General features: G+C 59.2%; 22 protein-coding genes, 1 tRNA gene and 1 riboswitch. Of the genes, 15 read left to right on the top strand and 8 right to left on the bottom strand.

The genetic code is table 11. The features are described 5' to 3' along the window. Window positions 1-149: 149 nt before the first annotated feature. The 3 genes from DCL27_RS05475 (at window position 150) to rplY (ending at window position 2,559) form a co-directional block, all read left to right on the top strand. The gene (locus DCL27_RS05475; protein ID WP_005287995.1) at window positions 150-392 is read left to right on the top strand and encodes a YecH family metal-binding protein; all 243 of its coding nucleotides are present in this window, start codon (window positions 150-152) and stop codon (window positions 390-392) included. Next, window positions 392-2,152, top strand: a complete 1,761-nt coding sequence (locus tag DCL27_RS05470) for a DEAD/DEAH box helicase (protein WP_035596248.1) — start codon at window positions 392-394, stop codon at window positions 2,150-2,152. Before DCL27_RS05475 ends, DCL27_RS05470 begins: the two co-directional genes overlap by 1 nt. A gap of 122 nt (window positions 2,153-2,274) precedes the next feature. After that, a complete protein-coding gene (gene rplY, locus DCL27_RS05465) occupies window positions 2,275-2,559 on the top strand; it encodes a 50S ribosomal protein L25 (protein WP_005288000.1) in 285 nt (94 codons plus the stop codon). A gap of 100 nt (window positions 2,560-2,659) precedes the next feature. On the opposite strand, the gene yejK is transcribed toward rplY, so the two are convergent. Further along, window positions 2,660-3,664, bottom strand: coding sequence for a nucleoid-associated protein YejK (yejK, locus tag DCL27_RS05460; RefSeq protein WP_005288003.1), 1,005 nt, complete (start codon window positions 3,662-3,664; stop codon window positions 2,660-2,662). Between the two features lie 170 nt (window positions 3,665-3,834). On the opposite strand from yejK, the gene DCL27_RS05455 reads away from it, so the two are divergent. The 4 genes from DCL27_RS05455 (at window position 3,835) to DCL27_RS05440 (ending at window position 6,643) form a co-directional block, all read left to right on the top strand. Further along, window positions 3,835-4,062 (top strand): YejL family protein, encoded by a 228-nt coding sequence (locus DCL27_RS05455; RefSeq protein ID WP_005288010.1) that lies wholly within the window; start codon window positions 3,835-3,837, stop codon window positions 4,060-4,062. A gap of 39 nt (window positions 4,063-4,101) precedes the next feature. Beyond that, window positions 4,102-5,859, top strand: coding sequence for an LPS biosynthesis-modulating metalloenzyme YejM (gene yejM / locus DCL27_RS05450; protein WP_005288012.1), 1,758 nt, complete (start codon window positions 4,102-4,104; stop codon window positions 5,857-5,859). 75 nt (window positions 5,860-5,934) lie between these two features. Then, a tRNA-Pro gene (locus DCL27_RS05445) sits at window positions 5,935-6,011 on the top strand. A 206-nt stretch (window positions 6,012-6,217) separates the two neighbouring features. Continuing rightward, complete coding sequence (locus DCL27_RS05440) at window positions 6,218-6,643, top strand: carboxymuconolactone decarboxylase family protein (protein ID WP_005294665.1); 426 nt, start codon at window positions 6,218-6,220, stop codon at window positions 6,641-6,643. Window positions 6,644-6,646: 3 nt separating this feature from the next. Here the strand turns inward: DCL27_RS05440 and DCL27_RS05435 are convergent, their stop codons facing one another. The 5 genes from DCL27_RS05435 to corR form a co-directional block, all read right to left on the bottom strand. Continuing rightward, window positions 6,647-7,642, bottom strand: a complete 996-nt coding sequence (locus tag DCL27_RS05435) for a GGDEF domain-containing protein (protein ID WP_035598439.1) — start codon at window positions 7,640-7,642, stop codon at window positions 6,647-6,649. A 267-nt stretch (window positions 7,643-7,909) separates the two neighbouring features. Further along, window positions 7,910-9,196 (bottom strand): phosphopyruvate hydratase, encoded by a 1,287-nt coding sequence (eno, locus tag DCL27_RS05430; RefSeq protein ID WP_005294660.1) that lies wholly within the window; start codon window positions 9,194-9,196, stop codon window positions 7,910-7,912. A gap of 15 nt (window positions 9,197-9,211) precedes the next feature. Continuing rightward, window positions 9,212-9,631 (bottom strand): universal stress protein, encoded by a 420-nt coding sequence (locus tag DCL27_RS05425; protein WP_005288032.1) that lies wholly within the window; start codon window positions 9,629-9,631, stop codon window positions 9,212-9,214. A gap of 13 nt (window positions 9,632-9,644) precedes the next feature. After that, entirely contained in the window at window positions 9,645-10,535 is an 891-nt protein-coding gene (locus DCL27_RS05420) for a DHHA2 domain-containing protein (protein ID WP_005288035.1), read from the bottom strand. 92 nt (window positions 10,536-10,627) lie between these two features. Beyond that, window positions 10,628-10,705, bottom strand: a riboswitch (Fluoride riboswitch). A gap of 75 nt (window positions 10,706-10,780) precedes the next feature. Further along, the gene (gene corR, locus DCL27_RS05415; protein WP_005294656.1) at window positions 10,781-11,431 is read right to left on the bottom strand and encodes a copper stress response transcriptional regulator CorR; all 651 of its coding nucleotides are present in this window, start codon (window positions 11,429-11,431) and stop codon (window positions 10,781-10,783) included. 385 nt (window positions 11,432-11,816) lie between these two features. Between corR and DCL27_RS05410 the strand changes: the two genes are divergently transcribed. Next, window positions 11,817-12,170, top strand: a complete 354-nt coding sequence (locus DCL27_RS05410; RefSeq protein ID WP_005288047.1) for a helix-turn-helix domain-containing protein — start codon at window positions 11,817-11,819, stop codon at window positions 12,168-12,170. 82 nt (window positions 12,171-12,252) lie between these two features. Here DCL27_RS05410 and rhlE read toward each other — a convergent pair whose 3' ends face one another. After that, window positions 12,253-13,611, bottom strand: coding sequence for an ATP-dependent RNA helicase RhlE (rhlE, locus tag DCL27_RS05405; protein ID WP_005288049.1), 1,359 nt, complete (start codon window positions 13,609-13,611; stop codon window positions 12,253-12,255). A 248-nt stretch (window positions 13,612-13,859) separates the two neighbouring features. Between rhlE and cecR the strand changes: the two genes are divergently transcribed. The 7 genes from cecR (at window position 13,860) to rcsB (ending at window position 23,051) form a co-directional block, all read left to right on the top strand. Further along, window positions 13,860-14,603, top strand: coding sequence for a transcriptional regulator CecR (cecR, locus tag DCL27_RS05400; RefSeq protein WP_005288052.1), 744 nt, complete (start codon window positions 13,860-13,862; stop codon window positions 14,601-14,603). Beyond that, complete coding sequence (hlyD, locus tag DCL27_RS05395) at window positions 14,596-15,591, top strand: secretion protein HlyD (protein ID WP_035598436.1); 996 nt, start codon at window positions 14,596-14,598, stop codon at window positions 15,589-15,591. The genes cecR and hlyD overlap by 8 nt, the downstream gene beginning before the upstream one ends. Before the next feature lie 11 nt (window positions 15,592-15,602). Then, entirely contained in the window at window positions 15,603-17,339 is a 1,737-nt protein-coding gene (locus tag DCL27_RS05390) for an ATP-binding cassette domain-containing protein (protein ID WP_035598434.1), read from the top strand. Next, on the top strand, window positions 17,332-18,471 hold the full coding sequence (locus DCL27_RS05385) for an ABC transporter permease (protein WP_005294642.1): 1,140 nt from the start codon (window positions 17,332-17,334) through the stop codon (window positions 18,469-18,471). The genes DCL27_RS05390 and DCL27_RS05385 overlap by 8 nt, the downstream gene beginning before the upstream one ends. A 14-nt stretch (window positions 18,472-18,485) precedes the next feature. After that, window positions 18,486-19,598, top strand: coding sequence for an ABC transporter permease (locus DCL27_RS05380; RefSeq protein WP_005288071.1), 1,113 nt, complete (start codon window positions 18,486-18,488; stop codon window positions 19,596-19,598). Between the two features lie 95 nt (window positions 19,599-19,693). After that, the gene (gene rcsD / locus DCL27_RS05375) at window positions 19,694-22,405 is read left to right on the top strand and encodes a phosphotransferase RcsD (RefSeq protein WP_035598430.1); all 2,712 of its coding nucleotides are present in this window, start codon (window positions 19,694-19,696) and stop codon (window positions 22,403-22,405) included. Continuing rightward, on the top strand, window positions 22,398-23,051 hold the full coding sequence (gene rcsB, locus DCL27_RS05370) for a response regulator transcription factor RcsB (RefSeq protein ID WP_005288075.1): 654 nt from the start codon (window positions 22,398-22,400) through the stop codon (window positions 23,049-23,051). The genes rcsD and rcsB overlap by 8 nt, the downstream gene beginning before the upstream one ends. A gap of 68 nt (window positions 23,052-23,119) precedes the next feature. Here the strand turns inward: rcsB and rcsC are convergent, their stop codons facing one another. After that, complete coding sequence (gene rcsC, locus DCL27_RS05365) at window positions 23,120-25,999, bottom strand: two-component system sensor histidine kinase RcsC (RefSeq protein WP_035598445.1); 2,880 nt, start codon at window positions 25,997-25,999, stop codon at window positions 23,120-23,122. Window positions 26,000-26,147: the final 148 nt, after the last annotated feature.

Raw genomic sequence — 26,147 nt, 5'->3', positions numbered from 1 at the left:
CGAACGCAGATCGTCCAGTCTAGCATAGAGCGCCCCCCGGCAGCCATCGCCCCCACGCCGTCATGCCACTGGATCTCGCGCGTGCCATGAGTAAACTGAATCCCCTGCCCCGAACGGGCCCCTATTCTCGTCACTATCGAGGTTCTCCTATGAGCACATCTATCCACGGCCACGAAGTCATGCACATGATGCTTGCCAGCGCGACGCCCTATACTCGCGAAACGCTGATCGCCGCCATCGCACAGCGTTTCGGCGCCGATGCCCGTTTTCACACCTGCTCCGCGACCGATCTCAGCGCCGCTGAGCTGGTGGATCTGCTGGCGGCGCGCGGCAAGTTCGTCCCCGCCGACGGTGGCTTCACCACCCAGGCGAATAAGATCTGCCGTCACTGATGGCCTTTACCCTTCGCCCCTACCAGCGTGAGGCCGTCGAGGCCACGCTGGCCTATTTCCGGCGACATGACGAACCGGCCCTGATCGTCTTGCCAACCGGTGCCGGCAAGAGTCTGGTGATCGCCGAACTGGCCCGCCTGGCGCGTGGGCGGGTATTAGTCCTGGCCCACGTCAAGGAGCTGGTGGCGCAGAATCACGCCAAATATCTGGCCTGGGGGCTGGAGGCCGACATCTATGCCGCCGGTCTAAACCAGAAGGGCAGCCAGGCCAAGGTGGTGTTCGGCAGCGTGCAGTCGGTTGCCCGTAACCTGGCCGACTTCGACGACGCCTTCTCGCTGCTGATCGTCGACGAGTGTCACCGTATCGGTGACGGCGAAGAGGGTCAGTACCAGCAGATCCTGCAACACCTGCGCGGCCATAATCCTCGCTTACGCCTGCTCGGCCTGACCGCGACCCCCTACCGCCTCGGTAAAGGCTGGATCTACCGTTATCACTACCATGGCATGGTGCGGGGCGACGCCGACTGTCTGTTTCAGACCTGTATCTATGAGCTGCCGTTGCGCTACATGATCCGCCACGGCTTCCTGGTACCGCCAGAGCGCTTGGACATGCCGGTGGTACAGTATGACTTTAGCCGTCTGCAACCCTCGGAGAGCGGGCTGTTCAGCCAGGATGATCTCAATCGCGAGTTACGCGCCCAGCAACGCATCACCCCGCACATCGTCAGCCAGATCGAGGAGTATGCCGCCAACCGCCGGGGCGTGATGATCTTCGCCGCCACCATCGAGCATGCGCAAGAGGTGCTGGGGCTGTTACCCACCGGCAGTGCGGCGCTGATCAGCGCCACCACGCCGTATCAGGAGCGGGATGAGATCATCGACGCCTTCAAGGCGCAGCGCTTACACTACCTGGTTAACGTGGCGGTGCTGACCACCGGCTTCGACGCCCCGCATGTCGATCTGATCGCCATCCTGCGCCCGACGGAGTCCGTCAGCCTGTATCAGCAGATCGTCGGCCGTGGGCTGCGCCTGTGCGAAGGGAAACAGGATTGCCTGATCCTCGATTACGCCGGGAACCCACACGACCTATATAGCCCCGAAGTGGGCAGCCACAAACCGCACGCCGACAGCCAACCGGTACAGGTGTTCTGCCCGGCCTGTGGCTTCGCCAACACCTTCTGGGGTAAATGCGACGCCCAGGGGCGCATCATCGAGCACTATGGACGCCGCTGTCAGGGTTACTTCGAGGATGACGAGGGGGCGCGCGAGCAGTGCGATTACCGCTTCCGCTTTAAACATTGCCCGCAGTGCAACGCAGAAAACGATATCGCCGCCCGACGTTGCCATCAGTGCGCGGCGCTCCTCGTCGATGCCGACGATATGCTCAAGGCGGCGCTGAAACTGAAGGATGCCTTGGTGTTACGTTGCGCCGGCATGCAGCTACGCCATGGCGAGGACGCCAAAGGTGAGTGGCTCCAGATCACCTATTACGACGAGGACGGTGCCGATGTCAGTGAGCGCTTCCGTCTGACGACGCCGGCCCAGCGTACCGCCTTCGCCCAGCTGTTCTTACGCCCGCACCAACGGGCGCCGGGATGCGAGCTGGCTTGGCACCAGGCGGCGGACATCGTCGCCCAGCAAGACGCGCTACGCGCCCCCGACTTCGTGGTAGCGCGCCGCAAGGGGCAATTCTGGCAAATACGGCAAAAGGTGTTTGATTACCAAGGACGTTATCGCAAGGCGTATCAACTGCGCGGCTAATTTATTTGCCGTCCCGACGCAGATCGGCTAGAATGCCGCCCGCTTTGCCGAGGCAAGGCACACTATCCCGTCTGCTGCTGGGTCGCCTGTGGCGGACTTCATTTTTTTATCGAGATAGATCTATGTTAACTATCAATGCAGAAGTACGTAACGAGCAGGGTAAGGGTGCGAGCCGCCGCCTGCGCAGCGCCGGCAAATTCCCGGCAATCGTTTATGGTGGTAAAGAAGACGCGCTGACCATCACCCTGGACCACGACTCTACCATGAACATGTCTGAAAAAGACGGTTTCTACGGCGAAGTGCTGACCCTGGTTGTCGACGGCAAAGAAATCAAAGTAAAAGTTCAGGCGGTACAGCGTCATCCGTACAAGCCGAAACTGAGCCACATCGACTTCGTTCGCGCCTAATCGCCGTTCGGATTCAGATCAGTAAAAAAGACGCCGCTTTAGCGGCGTTTTTTTTCGCCTGTCGTGCACAGGAGGCGGCCACCCGCCTCCCATTGCGGACTCAGCGCCCGCTACCGTTACGTTGCAGCTGATCGCGCAGGTTCGGCGGTGTTCCCTTAATCGTTAGGGTATCGGTCTGGGCATCCCAGAAGATGCGCTCACCCAACAGCATGGCGTCGAAGTTGATGGTCAGGCCGCCACCGCTACCGGCATACTTGGTCAACTGACGCAGGGTGCTGCGATCCGCCGGGAAATGCTCCTCCAGCTCATAGCCCCGCTCGGCGGTAAATTGCTGAAAACTCTGCTCGCCAACCGTCGGGATCTCGCGTGATAGCGCCTCCAGGGCAATCTCCTCACCCGCCTGCAACTGTTCGTTGCAATAGTCATACACCTGCTGACGGCACGCCTGACGCTCGTTCTTGTCCAGTTGCCCTTCGTTGCAATAATCGCTCACCGCCTGAAGCAGGCCACGATTCTGCACCTTGGCGTCTAACCCCGCCTGCGCGCCGAGGAAATCCATAAAGAAGTCGGCCACCTTGCGACCAACCCGTCCCTTTAGGTAGGAGAGATAGCGCTGGGAGGCCGGATTGGTCTCCCACTCGGTCAGATCGATACGCGCGACGATGTCGGCGTGCATGATATCCAGGTAGTGCGTGGCGCTGAGATCCAGCTGCTCATTGACACGCATGCTGTTGCAATTGTTGAGCACCGCGACCAACAGGTAGTCCACCGCCAGATAACGATACTGGCAAAACAGCACGATCCCCCCATCGGCAAACGGATACTTGGCCAGCTCATCGCGCAAGCGCCCGGTCGCCGCCCGGCTGAATTGCAGAAAGGTGTCCTCCCCTTTACGATAGTGGGTCAGCGCCTGCGCCAACTCGCTGTCGGGAGTAAAAGTGCCATAGGCCTTGCTCTTGGCGTTGTAGACCCGGTGCAGCTCCGCCATGGTCTCGTCGACGACGGCACTCGGCGCCAACAACGAGTCGCGCAACACGACCTCCAACTGCTGTTCATCGCGTTTCACCAGTTGATGCAGCGCGATGTTCTCCAGATCCAGACTCATTGTTTACTCCTGTTATCCTCAGCCTGATATAGGCGCGTATTCAAACACCGTTGCCCGGCCCTCGCAAGGGGCGCTCCGCTCATCGATGCGGCGTATGCAGAAAACTGCAGAAAATCCGCCGCCCATCGGGTAATATGTGTGACTTTGTCAGTCATCGATGGTCTCTTTATATGCCACAATCATCCCGTTACAGCGATCAACGCGTTGAACAACTGCTCACTGATCTGGTCAACGTACTAGAATCGCAACATGCCCCCACCGATCTGTCACTGATGGTGCTGGGCAACATGGTAACCAACCTGATTAACAGCAGCGTTGCGCCCGCACAACGCCGCATGATCGCTCGCTCTTTTGCCGAGGCATTACAGGCTTCCATTCGGGAAGACAACGCCCACTAAATCCTCCGAGTATGGATTCGACGGAAACAGACAGAGTTTATGGTAACCAACCGTCAGCGCTATCGTGAAAAAGTCTCCCAGATGATCAGCTGGGGGCACTGGTTCGCCCTGTTCAACATTCTGCTGGCGCTGCTGCTGGGCAGCCGTTACCTGTTTATCGCCGACTGGCCCGCTACCCTCGCGGGACGCGTCTATGCCATTGTGAGTTGGCTAGGACACTTCAGCTTTCTCGGCTTTGCCGTCTACCTACTGACGCTGTTTCCGTTAACCTTTGTCGTCATGTCGCAGCGTCTGCTGCGCTTTCTCTCGGCGGCGGTCGCCACCGCCGGGCTCACGCTGTTACTGATCGACAGCGAGGTATTCACACGCTTCCATCTCCACCTGAATCCCCTGGTGTGGGAGCTGGTGGTCAATCCGTCCCAGGGCGAGTTATCCCGCGACTGGCAGTTGATGTTCATCTGCGTCCCGGTGCTGTTCCTGATCGAGATGCTCTTCGGTACCTGGAGCTGGCAGAAGCTGCGTAGCTTGAACCGGCAGACCTTCGGTAAACCGTTGGCGGCATTGTTTATTGTCTCGTTTCTCGCCTCACACCTGATCTATATTTGGGCGGATGCCAACTTCTACCGGCCGATCACCATGCAGCGCGCGAATCTGCCACTCTCCTATCCGATGACGGCACGACGCTTCCTGGAGAAGCACGGCCTGTTGAACGCCCAAGCCTATCAGGAGCGGCTGATTCGGACCGGTAACCCAGAGGCGGTCGCCATCGAATACCCCTTGGGGGAGCTCAGCTACAGTGACCAGGGCGCCGGGCTGAATCTCCTGATGATCGTCGCCGACGGTCTGCAAAGCGACGATCTGGCGCAGAACATGCCGGACTTGGCCGCCTTCGCCACGACCAGCCTGAACTTTAGCCAACACTACAGCACCGGTAGCGCCGTCGATAGCGGGTTATTCGGCTTGTTTTATGGTATCTCGCCCAACTATTTGGACAGCATCCTCGCTGGGCGTAAGTCTTCGGCGCTGATCAGTGCACTGGCACACCAGCATTATCAGTTCGGCCTCTTCTCCTCCGATGGCTTCAACGCGCCCCTGTACCGCCAGGCGCTGTTTAGTGACTTTACCCTCCCCACTCCGCAGAAGCAGAGTGACGCCGCGACCGTGCGCCAATGGGAGAGTTGGTTAGACACCCAGACCTCACAGCACCCGTGGTTTGCCTATGTCAATCTTAACGGCACCACCAGCGGCAGTAACCCGAGCGGGAGTGCCGCCAGCCGCTATCCACGCGCCGCCCAACAGTTAGATGGCCAGATCGCCGCGATGATCGATGCCCTGCGGGCGCGCCATGATCTGGCTAAGACGGTGGTGGTGATCACCGCCAGCCACGGTTTAACCGCCGACAACGAGGCGCCGGGGAATAATGCCTATCGACGTCATCAGCTCCAGGTTCCGCTGATCGTCCATTGGCCTGGCACCACGCCACAATCGATCGCTAAGATGACCAGCCACGAGGATGTGATGGCCACCCTGATGCAACGGCTGCTCCACGTCGATAGCCGAGCGCTCAACTACACCCAGGGCGAAGATCTGTTCGCCGCCAGCCGTCGCCACAATTGGTTGACGCTCGGCGATGGGCGCGATCTGGTGATCGTCACCCCGCAGCAAACCATCGTGCTCAACCGCAATGGGAGCTATCGCACCTATGACCGCGAGGATCGTGAGCTGACGGGTGAACAGCTGCCACTGCCGCTGTTGTTGCAGGTGCTGACCGACGTAAAACGCTTTATTGCCAACTAACTGCCTAAAACAACAGCGATCGATCGCGTGATGGGTTGCAAATGGTGAGGAAAACGGTAGTATACAAAACCAGTTCGGCACGTAGCGCAGCCTGGTAGCGCACTGTCATGGGGTGTCAGGGGTCGGAGGTTCAAATCCTCTCGTGCCGACCAAAATTCCCTAAAAAAACCAACCATTGCGGTTGGTTTTTTTGTTTCTGCTCGCCAATCATGTTTACCCACCTCTCCCCATCCCCTCAACGGATCTCGTCAAAATCGGAATGGCTGCCGCTTCACAGCGTCGCGCTCGCACGGCAAGATGGCAACGCGAGACTAACCGATATGACACCCCGAGGATGATGACACGAGAGGAGAGAGCGATGAGCCGTTATGACCAGGGGAAACAAGTATTTGACTACTATACGCAGCAAAGTAAACACCATCTGAGCGATGAGATAGGGGACGTCGCACCGGAAATCCAACGCTATATCGTCGAGTTTGTCTTTGGCGAAATCTATGCCCGACCCGGCCTCAGCCCGGGAGAAAAGACCCTCACCGCCATCAGCGCCTTGGCCACTCTCGGCAGTTGTGAGGCGGAGTTAACCGCCAATATCAACAACGCGCTGAATGTCGCGGTCGCACCGAAAAAGATCCTCGACACGCTGATCCATCTTATCCCTTACGCCGGCCTACCGCGTACGCTCAACGCCATTCGCGTCGCCCAACGCGTGTTCGCCGATCGGGGCATCACCCTACCTCGCCCACCCGCCAGCACGCGATCGCATGGTGCTCCGGACGGGGAATAGCCCCTATTGTCGAGGTTTCTCCTCATCAAGGTGGGGGGTATAACGCGCGGCGTGTGGCGTGCCGTCAGGGCTCCAGCGGTAGGTCCCTCGCCCCGCCCCCTTCGCCTGATAGAGCGCGTCATCGACGCGATGGATGAACGACTCCAACATCTCATCGGGGGTACTGATGCCGACCCCGATGCTGACGCTGAGCATCCGCTCCTCGGCGATGCGGATCATGCTGGCACGCTGTAACAGACGTTGTGCGCTCGCGGTCACGCTGGCGCAATCGCTCTGCTCCAGCACCAAGGCGAACTCTTCACCGCCGATGCGCGCCGGAAACGCATGATGGGTAAACTCGGCACGCAGCAGGCGACCAAACTGAAATAACACGCGATCGCCGACGGTATGACCAAACTCGTCATTGACCCGTTTGAAGTGATCCAGATCGATGATCATCAACCCGATCTGGCGCGGTTGTGGGCGTGACATCAGGTAGGAGTAGAAATGGCGTCGATTCGGCAAAGCGGTCAGATCGTCAAACATCGCCAGGTAACGTAACCGCGCGCGCACCCGCGCCAGATAACGCAGGGTATAGCCCCCACCCCAGGCGCCGATCAACATCCCCAGACTGTGTAAAACATCCTCTAGATCGCCTAGCAGGACGGGTTGTACGACAATCTCATCCAATAAATTCAGCAAACCACTCAACAGCCACAGGGACAAGCCAAAGGTCAGGCAGAGGTAGGCGGGGCGATCCAGCGCCGAGTATTGCACCGCCACCAACATCAGCAATACCGTCAAATAGTCCACTAACTCCAATGCAAAGGCGAAGCCATTAAAGCGCTGCAAGGCATAATGGGGGAGATAGGCGAGATGTAAGCCGGCGATCGCGACCATCAGTATCCCGAGTAGCATGAGGAACCACGCACGCCGACGGGTAAAGCGCCGGCGCGGTTGCGCCGGATCACCATACAACGCCATCGAGCGGTGCCGATCATCGCCAAAAAGATCCATCATTCCCCTGTGGCCTCATACTGGAGTCACCGTTAGATAAGAAAAATAATATATTGAAATTATTATAAATATTTAGAAAAGTCCCATCATAGTAACTATAGATAGCGGACCTCAGATTGACAACCTCTTTTCTACACGCCACGGTGACGCGCCAACGAGGAAGGCGGAATTTCGCGCAAAGGAGCGGGAGAGATGGTCGATGAGAAAGGCGGATGGCGGCGAAAAAAACGGCGCGACCCCGCTGGATCGCGCCGTGAAGATTAATGGGCCTTAACGGCGTTTGAAGGCGTGTTTCCCGGCAAACTGTGCCGCCGCCCCCAGTTGATCCTCGATGCGCATCAGTTGATTATATTTCTCGATGCGTTCACCGCGGCAAGGGGCCCCCGTCTTCAGATGACCCGCGCGCACCCCGACGGTCATATCGGCAATGAAACTGTCTACCGTCTCGCCGCTACGATGCGAGATGAACGTCCCCCAGTCGTGGCGATGGCAGAGCTGAACCGCCGCGATAGTTTCCGTCAGCGTGCCGATCTGGTTCAGCTTGATCAACGCCGCATTCGCCACCTGCTCATCGATGCCACGCTGAATATAACGCACATTGGTGACGAACAGATCGTCGCCCACCAGTTCGACGCGTTGACCCAGGCGGGTGTTGAGATGACGCCAGCCGCTCCAGTCATCCTCGGCCAAGCCATCCTCCAACAAGACGATGGGGAAGTCATCGAGCAGATCCGTATAGTAGTCGGTCATCTCCTGAGCAGTGAGACGACGATCCTCGCTGCGTAAGTGGTAGATGCCATCCTGATAAAACTCGCTAGAGGCCGGATCGATGCAAATCACAATATCCTCGCCGGGACGATAGCCGGCACGCTCGATAGCTTGCACGATCAAGGCCAAAGGTTCACGGTTACTGCGTACATGCGGGGCGAAGCCCCCCTCATCGCCGACGCCGATGCTCAGACCGGCATCCAACAGCACCTGACGCAACGTTTGGTAGACCTCGCTGCCCCAGCGCACCGCCTCGCGCAGCGAACTCGCGCCCCACGGTGCGATCATGTACTCTTGGAAATCGGCCCCCTGCCAACGCGCATGCACCCCACCATTGATGATGTTCATACACGGGACTGGCAGCAGCGTCGCGCCCAACCCACCAATATAACGATACAACGGTTGCTGCGTCAGCTGCGCCGCCAGGCGAGCACAGGCCAGCGAGACGCCGAGGATGGCGTTAGCCCCGAGCACGGACTTATTATCGCTGCCATCCAGCGCCAACATACACCCATCGATCGCCGCCTGCTGGCGTACATCATAACCGCGTAACGCCTCGCGTAGCGGGCCATTGACATGGGCCACCGCCTGCTGTACGCCGCGCCCACCGAAACGCGCCTTATCGCCATCGCGCAATTCGACCGCCTCACGCGAACCGGTGCTGGCGCCGGAGGGTACCGACGCGCGCGCCCAGGCGCCCGTCTCTACGCGTACATCCACTTCTACCGTAGGATTACCGCGCGAGTCGAGGATCTCGCGGGCGACAATGTCATCGATCACAAAGCTCATGTTCTACTCCTAGGTTTACAGGTGTTTCACTAGAACGTCAGTCTCAAGGCCATTGATAAAGTCAAATGAGGTGGAGACAAACTTGGCCAACGTGCGGTTATGATGACCCAGCATCAATAAGTCCACCTGTTGGCTGGTCACGAACGCGCGCACATCGTCGAGGGCGTCGATAGTCACGATCTGTTGCGTATCGATCGGATAATCTTGTTGATGTACTAACGACATCAGCAACTGGCGCGTCTCATTGATACTCTGCTGCTCCATACGCGTCAGGTTAACATCCAACATGCCACGCAGCGCGGCCAAATCGCCGCTGATATGCCCGAGCGTCAGCTGGGCCTCATTCTGGCGCGCGACCTGACAGGCGTGTGGCAATAACACCTCACCATCGTGCCGGCCATGCACCAGGACCAAAACGTGTCGATAGATCTTCATCGGGGACCTCATCTCAAATCAGCTGGGCGCTAACCCAGGGCAAAATCTCTTTCTTGCGGCTTAGCATACCGGGTAATGGCTGGACGGGTAGAATGCGACCATCGCGGGCGACACGGTAGAGCATCGTATGGCGTTGCCGAATGTCGCTGACCGCCAACATAACGTAATCCAACGCCTGTTCACGGCAACGCTGTTGCATACATGCCAACAGCGGCGTCAACTGTGCGTCGACCTGTTGCGGCGACGCCACCTCCAGTTGGGCGATCTCCAACGTATACTCACCGATGACGAAACGCTTCAGATCCTTTTCCAACAAGGCCTGCGCCGTGTAACCCGCCAAGCTCGTCTTCGCCGCCAAGAGCCCGGCGAGGAAGGTGTCATAGTCGGGGCGGCAAGCCGCGCGTAAGGCGGCAACCGCCTGGCGGTCTGCCTCGGTCGTGGTCGGGGAGATCAGGCCGATGGTATCACTCAGGATGGCGCCCAGTAACAAGATCGACTGGCTGCGATCCGGCACCATGGCGTACTCCTGGGTCAGGATCTGCCACAGCAAGGTCGCCGTACTGCCGACACGACGGATCCAGGCATCGATCGGTTCACGGCTGGTCAGGGTACCCAGACGATGGTGATCGATCAGCCCCAGCAAGTGGCTCTGCCCGAGCGTGTCCGGCCCCTGCTCGGCATCGCTAAAGTCCACCAGCCAAGTCGTTTTATCCTGCAACGATTCGGTCAACAGCGGTGGCGGCTCACACTCGGCCTGGCGCAGGATGTAGGCCGTTTCATGATTGATCTCTCCCAGACGCCAAGCGTGCGCGGGCAAGCCGCGCGCCGTCAGCCACTGGGCGGCGACCAGTGCGCTACAGATCGCGTCGCTGTCGGGATACTTATGGCCAAAAACGTAGATCATTTCTCCTCCGTATAGCGGTGGTTAACCACGGGGAGTGCAGGGATAAGCGCGGGAAAATAGTATGACGCCGATGCCCCGCTCCCCAGGAACGGTAGTCATCAGGCGTCATCATCCGTAAGTGGATTACGGCGGTTGGTTATCACGGGTGGCACGCCATCACCCTGTTTGGCAGCTAACCAGTTTAACTCATCGATGGCAAGCGCTAGAGTGTTGCAAAGCGTGTCGTTTAGCTTTCCTCGACACGCTTATGCCGGTAGGCGACAGGCCTCACATAACGCCGGCCAGACCGCCATAGTGGTCTCCACGATGGCCTGGAGATCGCCGCATTCAGCCCCCTCACGGGCGCGCACCGACATCCCCTGAATCAGGCAGCATAGGTAACGCGCCAATCCCTGAACATCGCTATAGGCGGGCAATTCACCGGCACGCTGACGCTGCTCGAGAAAGCGCGTCAGCATCGCCTCTTGTATCGGCTGACGACTCTTCAGCACTTGGCTGACCTTATCCGAACAACTGGTCGGCACCATCGATGCGCAGATGATAAAGCAGCCGCTGGGCGTGTCATCGCTGGTAAAACAACACGCCGTGACATTCAGGTAGTCACGCAGTGTATCGATCAACGGCAAGTTAACCTTGAACAGCAGACGATCGTATTTATCCTCATTACAGGCGGTGTAATACTCGACCACCGCGCGAAACAGCCCCTCTTTGTTTTCAAACTCCGCGTACAGGGTCGGCGCCTTCGCACCGGTCGCCTCGACCAGATCGGCCATCGAGGTCGCCTCGTAGCCCTTACGCCAAAACAGTTCCAGCGCCTTGCGCAACGCGACTTCCCTATCGAACACCTTTGGACGGCCGCGCCCGGCGCGTTTACAGGATGTATGTTCTGTTACCATTCCCTTTATCTACACCTCACTCACTGGATCTCCCGCTAAAGGTAGCCTTGCCCCCACGAATATGCAAACCGTGGCGCACCGCCCGTGCAGGCGCCGTCAGAACACTGCATACCCTAGGTAGAGAATAAATAATATTTTGTTAACAAACATAGAGTTAACAATTTTATTAATAAGCGTTAATAAAAAACGTTGACGACACTCCGGCGACGGAATTACCATTAAATTAACGATCGTTAAGATAATGACTTCATACGATGTGCGCCCGATGCGAACATCACCGCGATCGTCACCAGAATGACACTAAAACGCACCTGCTGTACGGATTAAACTGCTGTACACCGCGTCGTGTCACTAACCATCGCACAAAAAGAGTAAGGTGATTGCCATGTACAATACCGATTTTATCAGCGCGCTCCGTACCTGGATCGATAACAATGTTGCGACCATCTCATCCCTCGATGATGTAGCGGCGCGTGCGGGTTACTCCAAATGGCACCTACAACGCATGTTTAAAGCGCACACCGGCGTACGCCTTGGCGAGTATATTCGTAATAAGAAGTTGGATGAGTCGGCGCGTCGCCTGAAAGTATGCCAAGGATCAATCCTCGACATCGCACTGTCGATGGGGTTCGACTCCCAACGCTCCTTCACCCGCTCCTTTAAGCGCCGTTTCGACATGACGCCAGGAGTTTGGAAGCGGGAGATGGTGGCCGCGAAATCCTTCGAGCGCGCCGCCTGAGCGCCGCGCGTGATCGACCCGCTGCGGATGCAGTCTCACGACTGCCTCAGCGGCGGATCGTTTTCCGCTTAGGACGTCTCGCTTAACGCCCCTCTACCCGTCCCTTCGCCTCCGCCGCCGGACGGCGCGGACGACGATTCTGCCCCGGACGGGCCGCCGGGTTACGTTGGCCTTCCGCCGCCGAACTTTCCTTGCTGCGCGTCCCTGTTCCACGTCGCCCCTGTCCCTGCGTGCCACGCTCGTTGCGGCCATTCTGCCGTCCACCCTGACGACCATTTTGGATCGGCTCGGCCTTGATGCTGGGATCCGGCTCATAACCGGCGATCGCCATACGGGGGATCGGGCGTTTCAGCAGGCGTTCGATATCACGCAGCAGCTTATGCTCGTCGACGCAGACCAGTGAGAGCGCCTCGCCCGTCGCCTGCGCACGCCCGGTACGTCCGATACGGTGGACATAATCTTCCGGGACGTTGGGCAGCTCATAGTTCACCACGTAAGGCAGCTGATCGATGTCCAAACCACGGGCGGCGATATCCGTCGCCACCAGGACGCGAATGTCGCCACTCTTGAAGTCTGCCAGCGCACGGGTACGCGCGCCCTGGCTCTTGTTGCCATGGATCGCCGCCGCGCTGATGCCATCCTTATTCAGCTGCTCGGCCAGATGGTTGGCGCCATACTTGGTACGGGTGAACACCAGAACCTGGCGCCAATCCTGTGAGCCGATCAGGAAAGAGAGCAGCTCACGCTTACGCTTCTTGTCCACCAGATGCACGTGTTGGCTCACCAACTCGGAGGCGGTGTTGCGGCGCGCCACTTCCACCTCGGCCGGGTTATGTAGCAATGAGGCGGCCAGCGCCTTGATCTCGTCGGAGAAGGTCGCGGAGAACAGCAGGTTCTGACGCTTGGCCGGCAGACGAGCCAGCACACGGCGAATATCGTGAATGAAGCCCATGTCCAGCATGCGATCGGCCTCATCCAGCACCAAGATCTCAACCTGGGACAGATCGACCGCGTTCTGATGCGCAAGATCCAGCAGGCGTCCCGGTGTCGCCACCAGCACGTCCACGCCACCACGCAGCTTCATCATCTGCGGGTTGATGCTCACCCCACCGAACACCACCAGCGAGCGTAACGGCAGATGACGGCTGTATTCGCGGACGTTATCGCCGATCTGGGCCGCCAACTCACGGGTCGGCGTCAGGATCAGGGCACGCACCGGACGGCGCCCCTTGCCGTTCTTCGGGTTCTGGTGCAGCAATTGCAGCAACGGTAGGGTAAAACCGGCGGTCTTGCCGGTACCGGTCTGCGCGCTCGCCATCAGATCGCGACGTTGCAGCACCAGAGGAATGGCCTGCTGTTGAATCGGGGTGGGGTCACGGTAACCCTGCTCTTCCACCGCACGTAACAGTTCGGCACACAGGCCAAGGGAATCAAAAGACATGAAAAACTCCAAACCCGCCCACTCCCTGGCTTCCAGGGATGCAGTTTCCGGACGGGCGTATCAGACGAGGCAAAGCGAGAATTACCACGAGGACAGGCACAAACTGCGGGTACACAATTGGCGGCTAGTGTAACAGCAAGCACCCGCGCTGTCTGCCCTGATGTTCCGCCTGACACGACTTTACAGTGGGGGAAAAGAGGCCTAAAGTTAATCAATCAGATGATTAACTTTTTCCGAGTGTCATCGTCATGAAGAGACTTCGTCGCGCGCCACCGCCAGATCAAGCCCGCTCACGCGGCGACCAGGCACGCCAGGCACTGATCGCCGCCGGATTACGCCTGTTCGCCCAGCAGGGATTGGAGGGGGCCACCACGCGCGACATCGCCCAGGAAAGTGGGCAAAATATCGCCGCTATCCCCTACTATTTTCACTCTAAACAGGGACTCTATCTGGCCGTCGCCCAATGGATCGCGACGACACTCAGCCACAGCTTCAGCCCGCTACGCGAGGAGTGCGAGCGCCATCTCGCCGATCCCGACGCCACGCCGCAGGCGGCGCTGGCATTGATCCAACGCGCCATCGCCCATCTGTGCCACCTGATGACTCAGCCACAAACCCTGCACCTAAGCCAGATCATCTCGCGCGAGCAGATGTTTCCCAGCGCCGCCTCCCCCATCCTGCACCAACAGTTTATTACCCCGCTGCATACCCTGATGACCCGCCTGGTCTCGGGCTACGTCGGTCTGGATGCGCATCATCCCATCGCGGCGCTGCACACCCATGCGCTGATCGGTCAGGTGCTGGCCTTTCGCATGGCGCGCGAAACCATTCTTACCCGGACCGGCTGGCCACAGATCGGGCCGCAACAGGCACATGAAATCCATCAGGTGGTACAGCTCCACACCGAACTGCTGATCACCGGGCTGCGCCGTCACCTTGGCGCAGCACAGCCCACTGCATTGCGAGGAACGCGAGGAATCAACGATGAATAAAAGGCGAGTCGCCGGCGTCGTTATCGGCATCGTGCTGATAGCACTCATCGCCGGAGGATATGGCTACTACCGCAGCCAGCAGGATCAACCGCTGACCCTGTACGGTAATGTCGACATCCGTACCGTCAATCTGGGCTTCCGCGTCAGCGGCCGACTGGCCTCACTGACCGTCGATGAAGGCGCGGCGGTCAAGCCCGGCATGTTGCTCGGTCGGCTGGATGACGCCCCTTATGTCAATGCGTTGAACGAGGCGCGGGCCGCCGCCGCCGCCGCACAGGCGAACCTGGCGCTGTTGCAGGCCGGTTATCGCAGCGAAGAGATCGCTCAGGCGCAGGCCGCCGTGGTTCAGGCCGAAGCCAACTACCGCTACATGCAGAGTTTCTATGAACGCCAGCAGGGATTGTGGACCAGCCGCGCCGTCTCGGCCAATGAGTTAGAGAGTGCGCGCACCAACCGTAATCAGGCGCAGGCCCAACTGCAACAGGCGCGCGATAGGCTGGCACAGTATCAGTCCGGTAATCGTCCGCAGCAGATCGAGCAGGCGCAGGCGCAACTGCAACAGGCCCAGGCCCAAGTGGCGCAGGCCGAGCTGAATCTGCATGACACCGCGCTGTTCGCCCCGTCGCGCGGTACCGTGATGACCCGCGCCGTCGAGCCGGGTACCATGCTGGCCGCCGGTAACACGGTATTCAACGTCGCCTTAACCCGCCCGGTCTGGGTACGGGCCTACATCGATGAGACCCACCTCGATCGCGCCATCCCCGGTACGCCCATCGCGCTGTATATCGATGGACGGCGTCAGCCTTATCACGGCACCATTGGCTTCGTCTCCCCCACGGCCGAATTCACGCCGAAGAGCGTCGAGACGCCGGATCTGCGCACCTCGCTGGTCTATCGTCTGCGCGTGATCGTCGACGATGCCGATGACGCGCTACGCCAGGGGATGCCGGTCACCCTGCGCTTCCCGACCACCCCGGCGCAACGCTAGCGGAGTAGCGCATGGTCAGCCATTACATCGAGCTGGAGGGGTTGGAAAAACGCTTCGCGGGGCTGGATCGCCCAGCGGTCGCCAGCCTGACGACGCGCATTGCCAGCGGCGCCGTGATGGGATTGGTCGGCCCCGATGGCGCCGGCAAGACGACCCTGATGCGCATCTTAGCCGGGTTACTGAAACCGAGCGCCGGCCGGGTCAGCGTCGTCGGACTCGATCCCGTGCGCCAGGATCGCCAACTGCACGCCCTCCTCGGCTACATGCCACAGAAGTTCGGCCTGTATGAGGATCTGACGGTCATGGAGAACTTGGTGCTGTATGCCGAGCTGCGCGGCGTCACTGGCGCGGCGCGCGCCAGCACCTTCGCACGTCTGCTCGCCTTCACCTCGCTGGCCCCCTTCACCGATCGTCTCGCCGGCAAGCTCTCCGGCGGAATGAAACAGAAGCTGGGACTGGCCTGCACCTTGCTCGGCTCGCCACAAGTGCTACTGCTCGACGAGCCCGGCGTCGGGGTTGACCCCATCTCACGCCGCGAACTATGGCGCATGGTGCACGAGCTGGCCGACGAGGGGATGCTGATCCTGTGGAGCACCTCCTACCTGGATGAGGCCGAACAGTGCCGTGAGGTACTCCTGCTTAACGAGGGACGGCTACTGTACAGCGGCCCGCCGCAACAACTGACCCAACGCATGGCCGGGCGCACCATTCTGCTACGCGCCCCCGGCCTCTCTCACCGTCGCCTGCTGCAACAGGCCATTACCCTGCCGATGGTCAGCGACGCGGTGATCCAGGGGCAGTATCTGCGCCTGATCCTCCAAGCCGGTTGTGACCACCAGCAGATCCCGACGGCGCTTAACCTCACGCAGGCCGAGGTGTTGGAGGCCACCCCTCGCTTCGAGGATGCCTTCATCGACCTCTTAGGCGGCGGACCGCACCAGGCCTCGGCATTAGCGAGTATCATGCCGCAGGTTGAGGCCGATGCGACGCAGACGGTGATCGAGGCGCGTCAATTAACCAAGAAGTTTGGTAGCTTCGCCGCCACCGATCACGTCGATTTTCAGGTCAAACGTGGCGAGATCTTCGGTCTGCTCGGCCCCAACGGCGCCGGCAAGTCGACCACCTTCAAGATGATGTGTGGCCTGCTGGTACCCAGCAGCGGCCACGCGCTGGTGTTAGGCATGGATCTCAAGACCGATTCGGGGCGCGCGCGCCAGCATCTGGGTTACATGGCGCAGAAGTTTTCCCTCTACGGCAACCTGACGGTCGCCCAAAATCTGGCCTTCTTCTCCGGCGTCTATGGCCTACGCGGCAAGCGTCAGCGCGCCAAGATCGCCGACATGACCCGGGCGTTTAACTTTACTCCGATCCTGCAGCAGACGCCGGACGCCCTGCCGCTGGGCTTTAAGCAGCGCCTGGCCCTCTCCTGCGCCCTGATGCATGAACCGGACATCCTGTTTCTCGACGAACCCACCTCCGGGGTCGATCCGTTGACCCGGCGTGAGTTTTGGCTGCACATCAATGGGATGGTCGATAAGGGGGTCACCGTGATGGTTACCACCCACTTTATGGATGAGGCGGAGTACTGCGATCGTATCGGCCTGGTCTACCATGGGCAGATCATCGCCACCGGCTCGCCGGACGATCTCAAGGCGCGCATCGCCAGTGCCGACAATCCGACGCCCACCATGGAGCAGGCATTCATCGAGCTGGTACAGGCCTACGATCGGGAGCATGAACATGGCTGATGGGACTCTCCACTTCTCCTGGCGCCGCCTACGCGCCCTATGCCGCAAAGAGACCGCCCAGATCATGCGCGATCCCAGCAGTTTATTGATCGCCGTGGTGATCCCGTTGCTGCTGCTGTTTATCTTCGGCTATGGCATCAACCTCGACTCCAGCCGCCTACACGTCGGCATCCTATTGGAACAACAGACCCCGGAAGCCCGCCAGCTGGCCGATACCTTCCGCGGATCACCCTATATCGCCGCCACCGTCAGCGACGATCGCCAACAGCTGACGCGCCAACTCCAGGCCGGGCAGATCCGCGGCATGGTGGTGATCCCGGTCGATTTTTCCGATCGCCTACTGCGGAGCCAAGATAGCGCGCCGCTCCAGGTGATCACCGACGGTAGCGAACCCAATACCGCCAACTTTGTGCGCGGCTACACCGAAGGCGTTTGGCAGGTGTGGCTTCAGCAACGCGCCCAGGATCGCGGTTTGTCCTATCAGCCCCCTATTGATATTCAGCTGCGTTACTGGTTTAACCCGGCCGCCATCAGCCAGCACTTTATCATTCCCGGCGCCATCACCATCATCATGACGGTCATCGGCGCCATCCTGACCTCACTGGTTATCGCTCGCGAATGGGAGCGCGGTACCATGGAGGCGCTGCTGTCGACCCAGGTCACCCGTAGCGAGCTCTTGCTCTGTAAGCTGTTGCCCTACTATGTATTGGGCATGCTGGCGATGGTGCTGTGCATGGTGGTGGCGGTCTTTATTATGGGGGTACCGTTCCGTGGTTCGCTGCTGATCCTGTTCGCCATGACTAGCCTGTTTATGGCCAGTACCCTGGGGATGGGGCTACTGATCTCCACCGTCACCCGCAACCAGTTCAACGCGGCGATGATCGCCCTGAACGCGGCCTTTCTGCCGGCGGTGATGCTCTCCGGCTTCGTGTTCGAAATCGATAGCATGCCCGCCATCGTACGAGCGATCACCTACGTCATCCCGGCGCGATACTTCGTCAGCACCCTGCAATCCCTGTTTCTGGCCGGCAACATCAGCAGTGTACTGTGGGTAAACTTGGCCTTCCTGCTGGTATCGGCGCTGTTCTTCATCGGCCTAACGGCCTTAAAAACCCGGCGGCGGCTGGACTAAGGAGGAGTGAGACCATGCTGCACCGTCTACTGACCCTGATCATCAAAGAGCTACAGTCGCTACTGCGTGACCCGCAGACGCGCACCATCTTGGTGGTGCCGGTGATCATGCAGGTCTTACTGTTTCCCTTTGCCGCGACGCTTAACGTCACTAACGCCACCATCGCCATCTACAGCGCGGATAGCGGCCCGGCCTCCATCGAACTGACCCAGCGTCTGGCCAAGGCCAGCGCCTTCTCTCAGGTGATCCTGCTGGAGAGTCCGCAAGCCATCGCCCCGACCATCAACGATCAGCGCGCCCTCCTCGTGGTGCGTTTTCCAGCTAACTTTAGCCGCGATCTGCTCAGCGACCAGCCCACTACCCTGCAACTGATCCTCGATGGCCGTAGCTCTAACAGTGCCCAGATCGCCGCCAACTATATTCAGCAGATCGTCAGCGAGTATCAGCAACAGCTGCGTAGCGAACTGCATCAGCCTAGCTTGATTAATAGCCGCCTGATCGTACGTAACTGGTATAACCCTAATCTGGATTACAAATGGTTCGTGGTCCCCTCGCTGATCGCCTTGATCGCCACCATCGGGGTGATGATCGTCACCTCACTCTCCGTGGCACGTGAGCGTGAACAGGGTACCCTCGAGCAGTTGCTGGTCTCACCGCTCAATACCTGGCAGATCTTCATCGGTAAGGCGGTGCCCGCCCTGATCGTCGCCACCTTTCAGGCGACCTTGGTCCTGCTGATCGGCATCTTTGGCTACCAGATCCCCTTCGCTGGCTCGCTGTGGCTGTTCTACTTCACCCTGCTGATCTACGGCCTGTCCCTGGTCGGCTTCGGGTTATTCATCTCCGCCCTGTGTGCCACACAGCAACAGGCGTTTATCGGCGTCTTTGTCTTCATGATGCCCGCCATTCTGTTGTCCGGTTATGTCTCACCGGTGGAGAATATGCCGGTCTGGCTGCAGAATGTGACGTGGATTAACCCCATCCGCCACTTTACCGACATCACCAAGCAGCTCTACCTGAAAAATGTCGGTTTCGCGGTCATCTGGCACAATCTGTGGCCACTGCTGGTGATCACCGTCGCCACCAGCGGTATCGCCTACGCCATCTTCCGGCGCAAGATCGCCTAATGAGGCGGGGGGCGACGATGGGCGATGCCAGCGCCGCTCCCCCTTGCTATACTGCGCACAGCGTTTTTTTCGACTGACAGGATCGCCCGCGCGCTATGCAGCTAACGTCAAATTCCATGTCCCTTTCCGGCGTCACCCGCAGCTATCTGCTGTTTATCTTGCTATTGCTGCTGGGCAACCTGCTGTACGGCTATAACACGGTCAATGGCTACCTCAGCGCCAAACAAAATATGCTGTCGTCGGTCGCCCGGTTGTTACAACAACGGATCGAGACCTACCGTTTCATCACCTATCAGATCTACGAAACACCCCCCAGCGACGAGCCCGCCAACAGTTCGGCGCCGCAGCATGAATTGCGCCTACGCCCGGATATCTACTTATTGGATAAGGCGCGCCATAAGACCGATGCCTTGATCTTTGGCCTACACGATAGCGCCACCAGCGAACTGGCACAGAACCTGTCGCGCTATCTGGACACCCTCTGGAGCGCCAATACCGAACCCTATTCGCTCTACTATCTCAATGGGCAAGATAATAGTCTGATCCTGATCTCAACCATGCCGATGAAGGATCTCTCGGCGCGCTATAAGGATGGCTATCTGGGGAACCTGGTCGAGGCGCGCAAGGCCGAGATGCTCCAGCAGTCGAACGCGCTCGATCAGCGTGAAGGCTTCTCCGGGTTGCGTAAGTTTCGTTTCCAAAACGCCTACTACTTTACCCTGCGTACCACCTTCAACGATCCCGGTCATCTGGCCACCGTGATCGCCTTCGATCTTCCGGTGGAGGATCTGTTGCCGAGCAACCTACCGGCGCAGCGCTTCCAGTTACGGGAGGAGCAAGGCAACGAGGGCGAGTGGAACGCCAACGATGAGCCACCACGCGCGATGACTCAGCTGAGCTGGCCCTGGATCACCATCAACAGCCCGATCCATAACACGCCCTTGACGCTCCAGTTCCACATTCCGGCGATGGCGTTGATCATCGATCTGGCGCGCAACAACTTCTGGGTGCTGCTGATCAACCTGGCGCTGCTGGTCCTCTCCGCCATCGCCTTCTACATCGTACGCCACCAGTATGTTCGCCCCGGTAAACGCATGGCGGCTCAACTGAACGCCCAGCAAGAGATGAATCAGGAGATCATCGCGCATCTGCCGATGGGGTTGTTAATCTACCGCTTCGATAACAACACGTTGGTCGCCAGTAACAAACAGGCTGACCAGTTGCTGCCCCACCTGAGCCTGCATAAGATCGCCGCGATGGCCGATCGCCATCATGGTAAGGTGCAGGTCAGCATCAACAATGCCATGTACGAAGTACAGATGGTGCGCAGCCAACAGACGCCTCACTCGGCGCTATTTCTGATCCGGAATTTGGACACCGAGGTGCTGATGAGTCAGAAGCTCAAGCTGGCTCATGAGGAGTATGAGAAGAACCTGACGGCGCGCAAGACCATGACCGACAACCTGAGTCATGAGTTGCAAGCCCCCCTACGCGCGATCTCTCGTCTAAGCGCGGCCCTACGCGAGGCGCCGAATCAAGCGGCCCTGCTCGATGATCTGTGGCTGGAGAGCCAACACGCACAGCGCCTGATCGACGAAATCACCCTGTTGACCGCCGTCGAAAGCCAGGATTGGCATCCTCAGACCCGCCAATTCCGCCTGCATGAGCACATCGACGCCCTGTTACTGCGCAATCTCCCCGCCATGCGGCGCAAGGGATTAATGCTACTGGGGCGCGTCGATACCGATCCCGCGCAACAGTTTGATGGCGACATCACCACCCTGGAGCGGGTGCTGGAAATGCTGCTGCACTATGCCATCGTCACCACCGCCTATGGCAAGATCAACCTGACCATCGGCCTCGATCCCCAGCAACCCGACCGGCTGCACGTCCAACTGAGCGATACCGGCGCCGGCCTCACACGCACCGAGCGCCGTAACCTGCACTATCCAGCGCTATCCGCGGCACAAAGCGACCGCTTTACCCGCGGTTCGAGCCTCACCTTCTACCTCTGCGCCCAGCTCTGTCGCCGGTTAGACGGCGAGTTAACCATCGATAGCCGGCCCGATATCGGGACCCACTACCGCTTCACCTGCCGTATGCACCCCCTGCCACTCAACGAGCAGCAGGAGGAGAAACTGCTGGAGGGCATTACCATCGGCCTGCGTATCACCGCCGAGGAGATCCACGCCCGTGTCAGCCAACGTCTGGAGGGACTCGGCGCGACGCTGATCAACGCCGCCGACGAGGGCGAAGCCAACGGCGCCACGCCTCCCTGCGATCTGCTGGTCACCGATGATCCCGCCCTGGCCCAGGCAAATACCTTATTGCTGGCGGCCGACGTCGACGGGTTCGAGGAGTACGCGCCACAACGCATTCGCGCCAACTTTAATCTCAGCGATGCATTGATCGACGCCATCCTGCTGCTGATCGAGCGGCAAATGGCGGCGGCAGAGCCCCCCGTCCATTGCGAATATGCTGAAAATGCTGAAAATGCGTTATCCTCTATCGAGGAGAACCCTTTTAAATCAAAGGATTACTATTCGCTGTTTTTGGATACAGTACCCGCAGATATACAAAAACTGTATACTGAGTCGGATCAACAGGATTGGCCCACGCTGGCCCTCACCGCACATCGCCTCAAAGGTGTCTTCGCCATGCTGGCGTTCCCCGTCGGTAAAAAGCTGTGTGAACAGCTAGAAGAGGCCGTTAAACATAACGACGCGGCACAAGCGCGAGTCCTGATCAGTCATATTGACGCTTTTGTCAGCCGACTGCTTCAACTAGGTAACCAACAATATGAATAACCTGAATGTAATCATTGCTGACGACCATCCCATCGTTTTATTCGGCATTCGTAAGTCGCTGGAACAGATCGAGTGGGTGAATGTCGTCGGGGAATTCGAAGATTCCACTACGCTGATCAATAGCCTGCCTAAGCTGGATGTCAACGTTCTGATCACCGACCTTTCCATGCCCGGTGACAAGTACGGCGATGGTATTACCCTGATCAAATACATCAAGCGCCACTTCCCGGAACTGTCGATCATCGTCCTGACCATGAACAATAACCCGGCCATCCTCAGCGCCGTGTTGGATCTGGATATCGAAGGGATCGTGCTGAAACAGGGCGCGCCGACCGATCTCCCCAAGGCGCTCGCCGCCCTGCAGAAAGGCAAGAAATTTACCCCGGAGAGCGTCTCTAAACTGTTGGAGAAGATCAACGCCAGCGGCTATGGCGATAAGCGCCTCTCGCCGAAGGAGAGCGAGGTTCTGCGCCTGTTCGCCGAAGGCTTCCTGGTCACCGAGATCGCCAAGAAGCTGAATCGTAGTATCAAGACCATCAGCAGTCAGAAGAAATCGGCGATGCTGAAGCTGGGCGTCGATAACGACATCGCCCTGCTCAACTACCTCTCATCGGTCAACATCATGCCGAATGATGACAAGGAATAACACGCCCTCGCCCGCCGCCTCGGCGGCGAGCAGCCACCCCACAGCCGCCAAATCTGTGGGGTCTTTTTTTATTCACCGCGCGTGGCCGCCCGATGGCGACGGATCTCGACCGCATAGCCGCTGAGCGAAGCCAGCAGATCCTCACGCATCACCGGTTTGGAGAGGCAACTGTCCATTCCCACCTCGATACAGCGCTGCCGCTCCTCCGCCAACGCGTTGGCCGTCACGCCAACGATCGGTTGGGTACGCCCCTGCTGCCGTAGACGCGCCGTCAGCTGATAGCCATCCATGTTTGGCATGTTGACATCCGTCAGCACGATATCGGCCGGCTGTTGCTGCAACATGCCTAAGGCATCCACCCCATCACACGCCGCGCTGACCTGCGTGAAACCGAGCGAGTTCAGTTGGTCGGCTAACAAACGACGATTGATCGGATGATCATCGACGATCAGGATCGCGATATCGCTGAAGTCCTGCGGCGACATCGCCTGCTCATCATCGCCCGAGGAGACGAGCGCCTCGCTAACCACATCGCCCGGCGCGGCAAAGAGGCGGTTGAGTAGCTGCAACAGCTCCAACGGGGCGGCAGTATTCAGCACCCATGCGCCCGGTGCTTGGCTACAGGCGTGTCCCAAGTAGTCGGCGCGCAGCTGAATACGGGTAGCAAAAGGCGTCTCGGCGGCCAACGGATGATCGCTGATCACCACCGACTGCGCCGCCTCGTCTGACGAGGCGGGACAGAGACAGACCCGCGCCCCGGCCGCGCTCAGCAGCGCGTGCAGGTAACGCTCCAACCGGGCGTTGTGAATATCCAACCATAGAGTACGTTGTAGCAAGGCCGGCTGTATCGGCTGCGCCGGCACGGCCTGATACATCGGCAGACGAATAGTAAAGATACTGCCCAGCCCCGGCTCCGACTCCACCGCGATATCCCCATCCATCAGACTGACCAGCTTCTCGCAGATAGCCAATCCTAGCCCGGTGCCGTGGAAGTGACGCTGCACGCCGCTACCTACCTGGAAGAAGGGGTCGAACAGGCGCAGCACATCACGCGCCGGGATCCCCATCCCGGTGTCCCGGATACGGAACTCCAGATAAAAATCATTGACTCGCGCCTGGAGGATAATGCAGCCGGTATCGGTAAACTTGATGGCGTTGCTCAACAGGTTAGAGAGCACCTGTTGAATACGCATGATGTCGCCGCTGATCTCCGCCGGGACATCGGGCTCGATAAAGCAGTACAAGGTCAGACGTTTACGCACCACCAGCGGCAGGTAGTTGCCGATGATGTGCGGGATCACCTCGCGCGCGACGAAGCGCCCCGGCTCGATCTTCAACTGCTCCGACTCGATCTTGGAGAAGTCGAGGATGTCATTGATGATCTTCAGCAGTAGTCCCGACGAGTTGCTCATCGCCCCCAGCAGACGTTGTACCTCCTCGGGTAGCGTCTTGGTACGCAGCAGATCCAGGTTGCCGATGATGCCGTACAGCGGCGTGCGTAACTCATGGCTGACCGTCGCCAGGAACATCGACTTGGATTGGCTGGCCTGCTCTGCCGCCGCCGCCATCTCCTGCAACGACTCCTCCATCTTCACCCGGGTACTGACGTCGACCATGGCGCAGATGGCCACCTCCTCGTTGCGGTAACGCGAGCGCACGAAGCTGATTTGCAGGTTCTGATTCTGCGCGGTGATCACATCCAGCACGCTGACCTGCTCTTCATTGAGCAGGCGTACGATGCGTTGACGATCTTCCGGTGTAAATTGGCGCGTATAGTTATGGGCCAACTCGTTACTGAGGATGTTGCTGCCGTCACTCACCCGGAGGATCGAGATCCCCACCGGCGCCGACGCCACAATCTTACGGTTAAACTGCTCGTGCTCCTCGAGGCGCAGCGCGTTGTTCTCCGCCGGGAGGAACATCTTGCGCTCAAATAGCCAGGTCAGCACAAACAGCACCAGCGCGCTGATCAGGTTCAGCACGATGGCGTTGATCAACAGCAGGTTAAAACGTTCCAGCAATACCCGTACCGGTAACGAATAGACGATAGTCAGGCCGCTAGGACGCAGCTTCTTCTTCAACAGCAGGGTATCGTAGCCGCTGTTATAGCCGAAATAGTTGTCATCCTCCGGCAAACCATTCAGCAGCGGCAACGCGCCCCCGTTTTCGGCGTAACTCAGCAACACGTCTCCGTCATCGCTCAGCAGCGTCACCCCGATGGGCAGTACCGAGGGATTGGTCAACTCCTCTAGGCGCAGCGTCTGCTCGATCCCCAGCACCGCCTCCAGGTGGGTGGCCGCATAGACTGGCGCAGTGATATACAGGGCGCCGACGTCCCGTTGCGTGCCCGGCACCACCCAGTACAACACCTGCTCCTTGTCGTTGTTATTACGGAAATGGTTAACACGCTGCTGTAATAAGCGCAGGCTGTTCCCCCCCTCCAACGGTACGTTGCGAATGCTGAAATCCGCCAAGCACAGGCTGCTACCACCGATGACGAAGATGCGGTTGAGATCGTAGGCGGCGACAAAGTTCTCCTTCCAGTAGCGGATGAAGCCGCTCAATGCCCGCAGCGAGGTGCGATAGTTGTCGCTGGCTCGCCGGCAGTCCGACTCGGGGAATACCGGCAACAACGGCGGTACCTCGCCGTGGATGTCCAACAGCCCGCCGCTGTAAGGCTGGATACTCTCATCCCCCGACCAGGCCAGGCGATTCTCGGCGATATAGCGAATGTCGCGCATGGTGGCGCTAGCCTGACGGATCACCGCCTCCGCCTGATCGTAGTTCAGGTGGAAGTCCTGGCGAATATCGGACTCTTTCTGGTGGAACTGATTCAGAATATAGAAGGTGGTCAGCAGGGCGCCCAGGATCCACAGCATCAACGCCAGCGTTCGGAACAGGTAGCGCGACAGGCGGAGCGTGGTGCGAAAAGAGACAAAATATTTCAACGTGGCACCCGTAACCGTGATGACAGGAGGAATGGCGTTAAGGTAGCGGCAAACCCCGCGCGGCGCAATGACTTGACGCCGATCGCCCCCCTTGGCGCCGCGCCAGCGGGGGCTCAACAAGCGCGGAGACAGCAAAAAGGCCGGTCAA

Source organism: Edwardsiella tarda ATCC 15947 = NBRC 105688 (genome assembly GCF_003113495.2).
In the GTDB taxonomy this organism is placed as follows: Bacteria; Pseudomonadota; Gammaproteobacteria; order Enterobacterales; family Enterobacteriaceae; genus Edwardsiella; species Edwardsiella tarda.
Note: the sequence above shows the minus strand (reverse complement) of the source record. Positions and strands in the feature narration are given on the sequence as shown.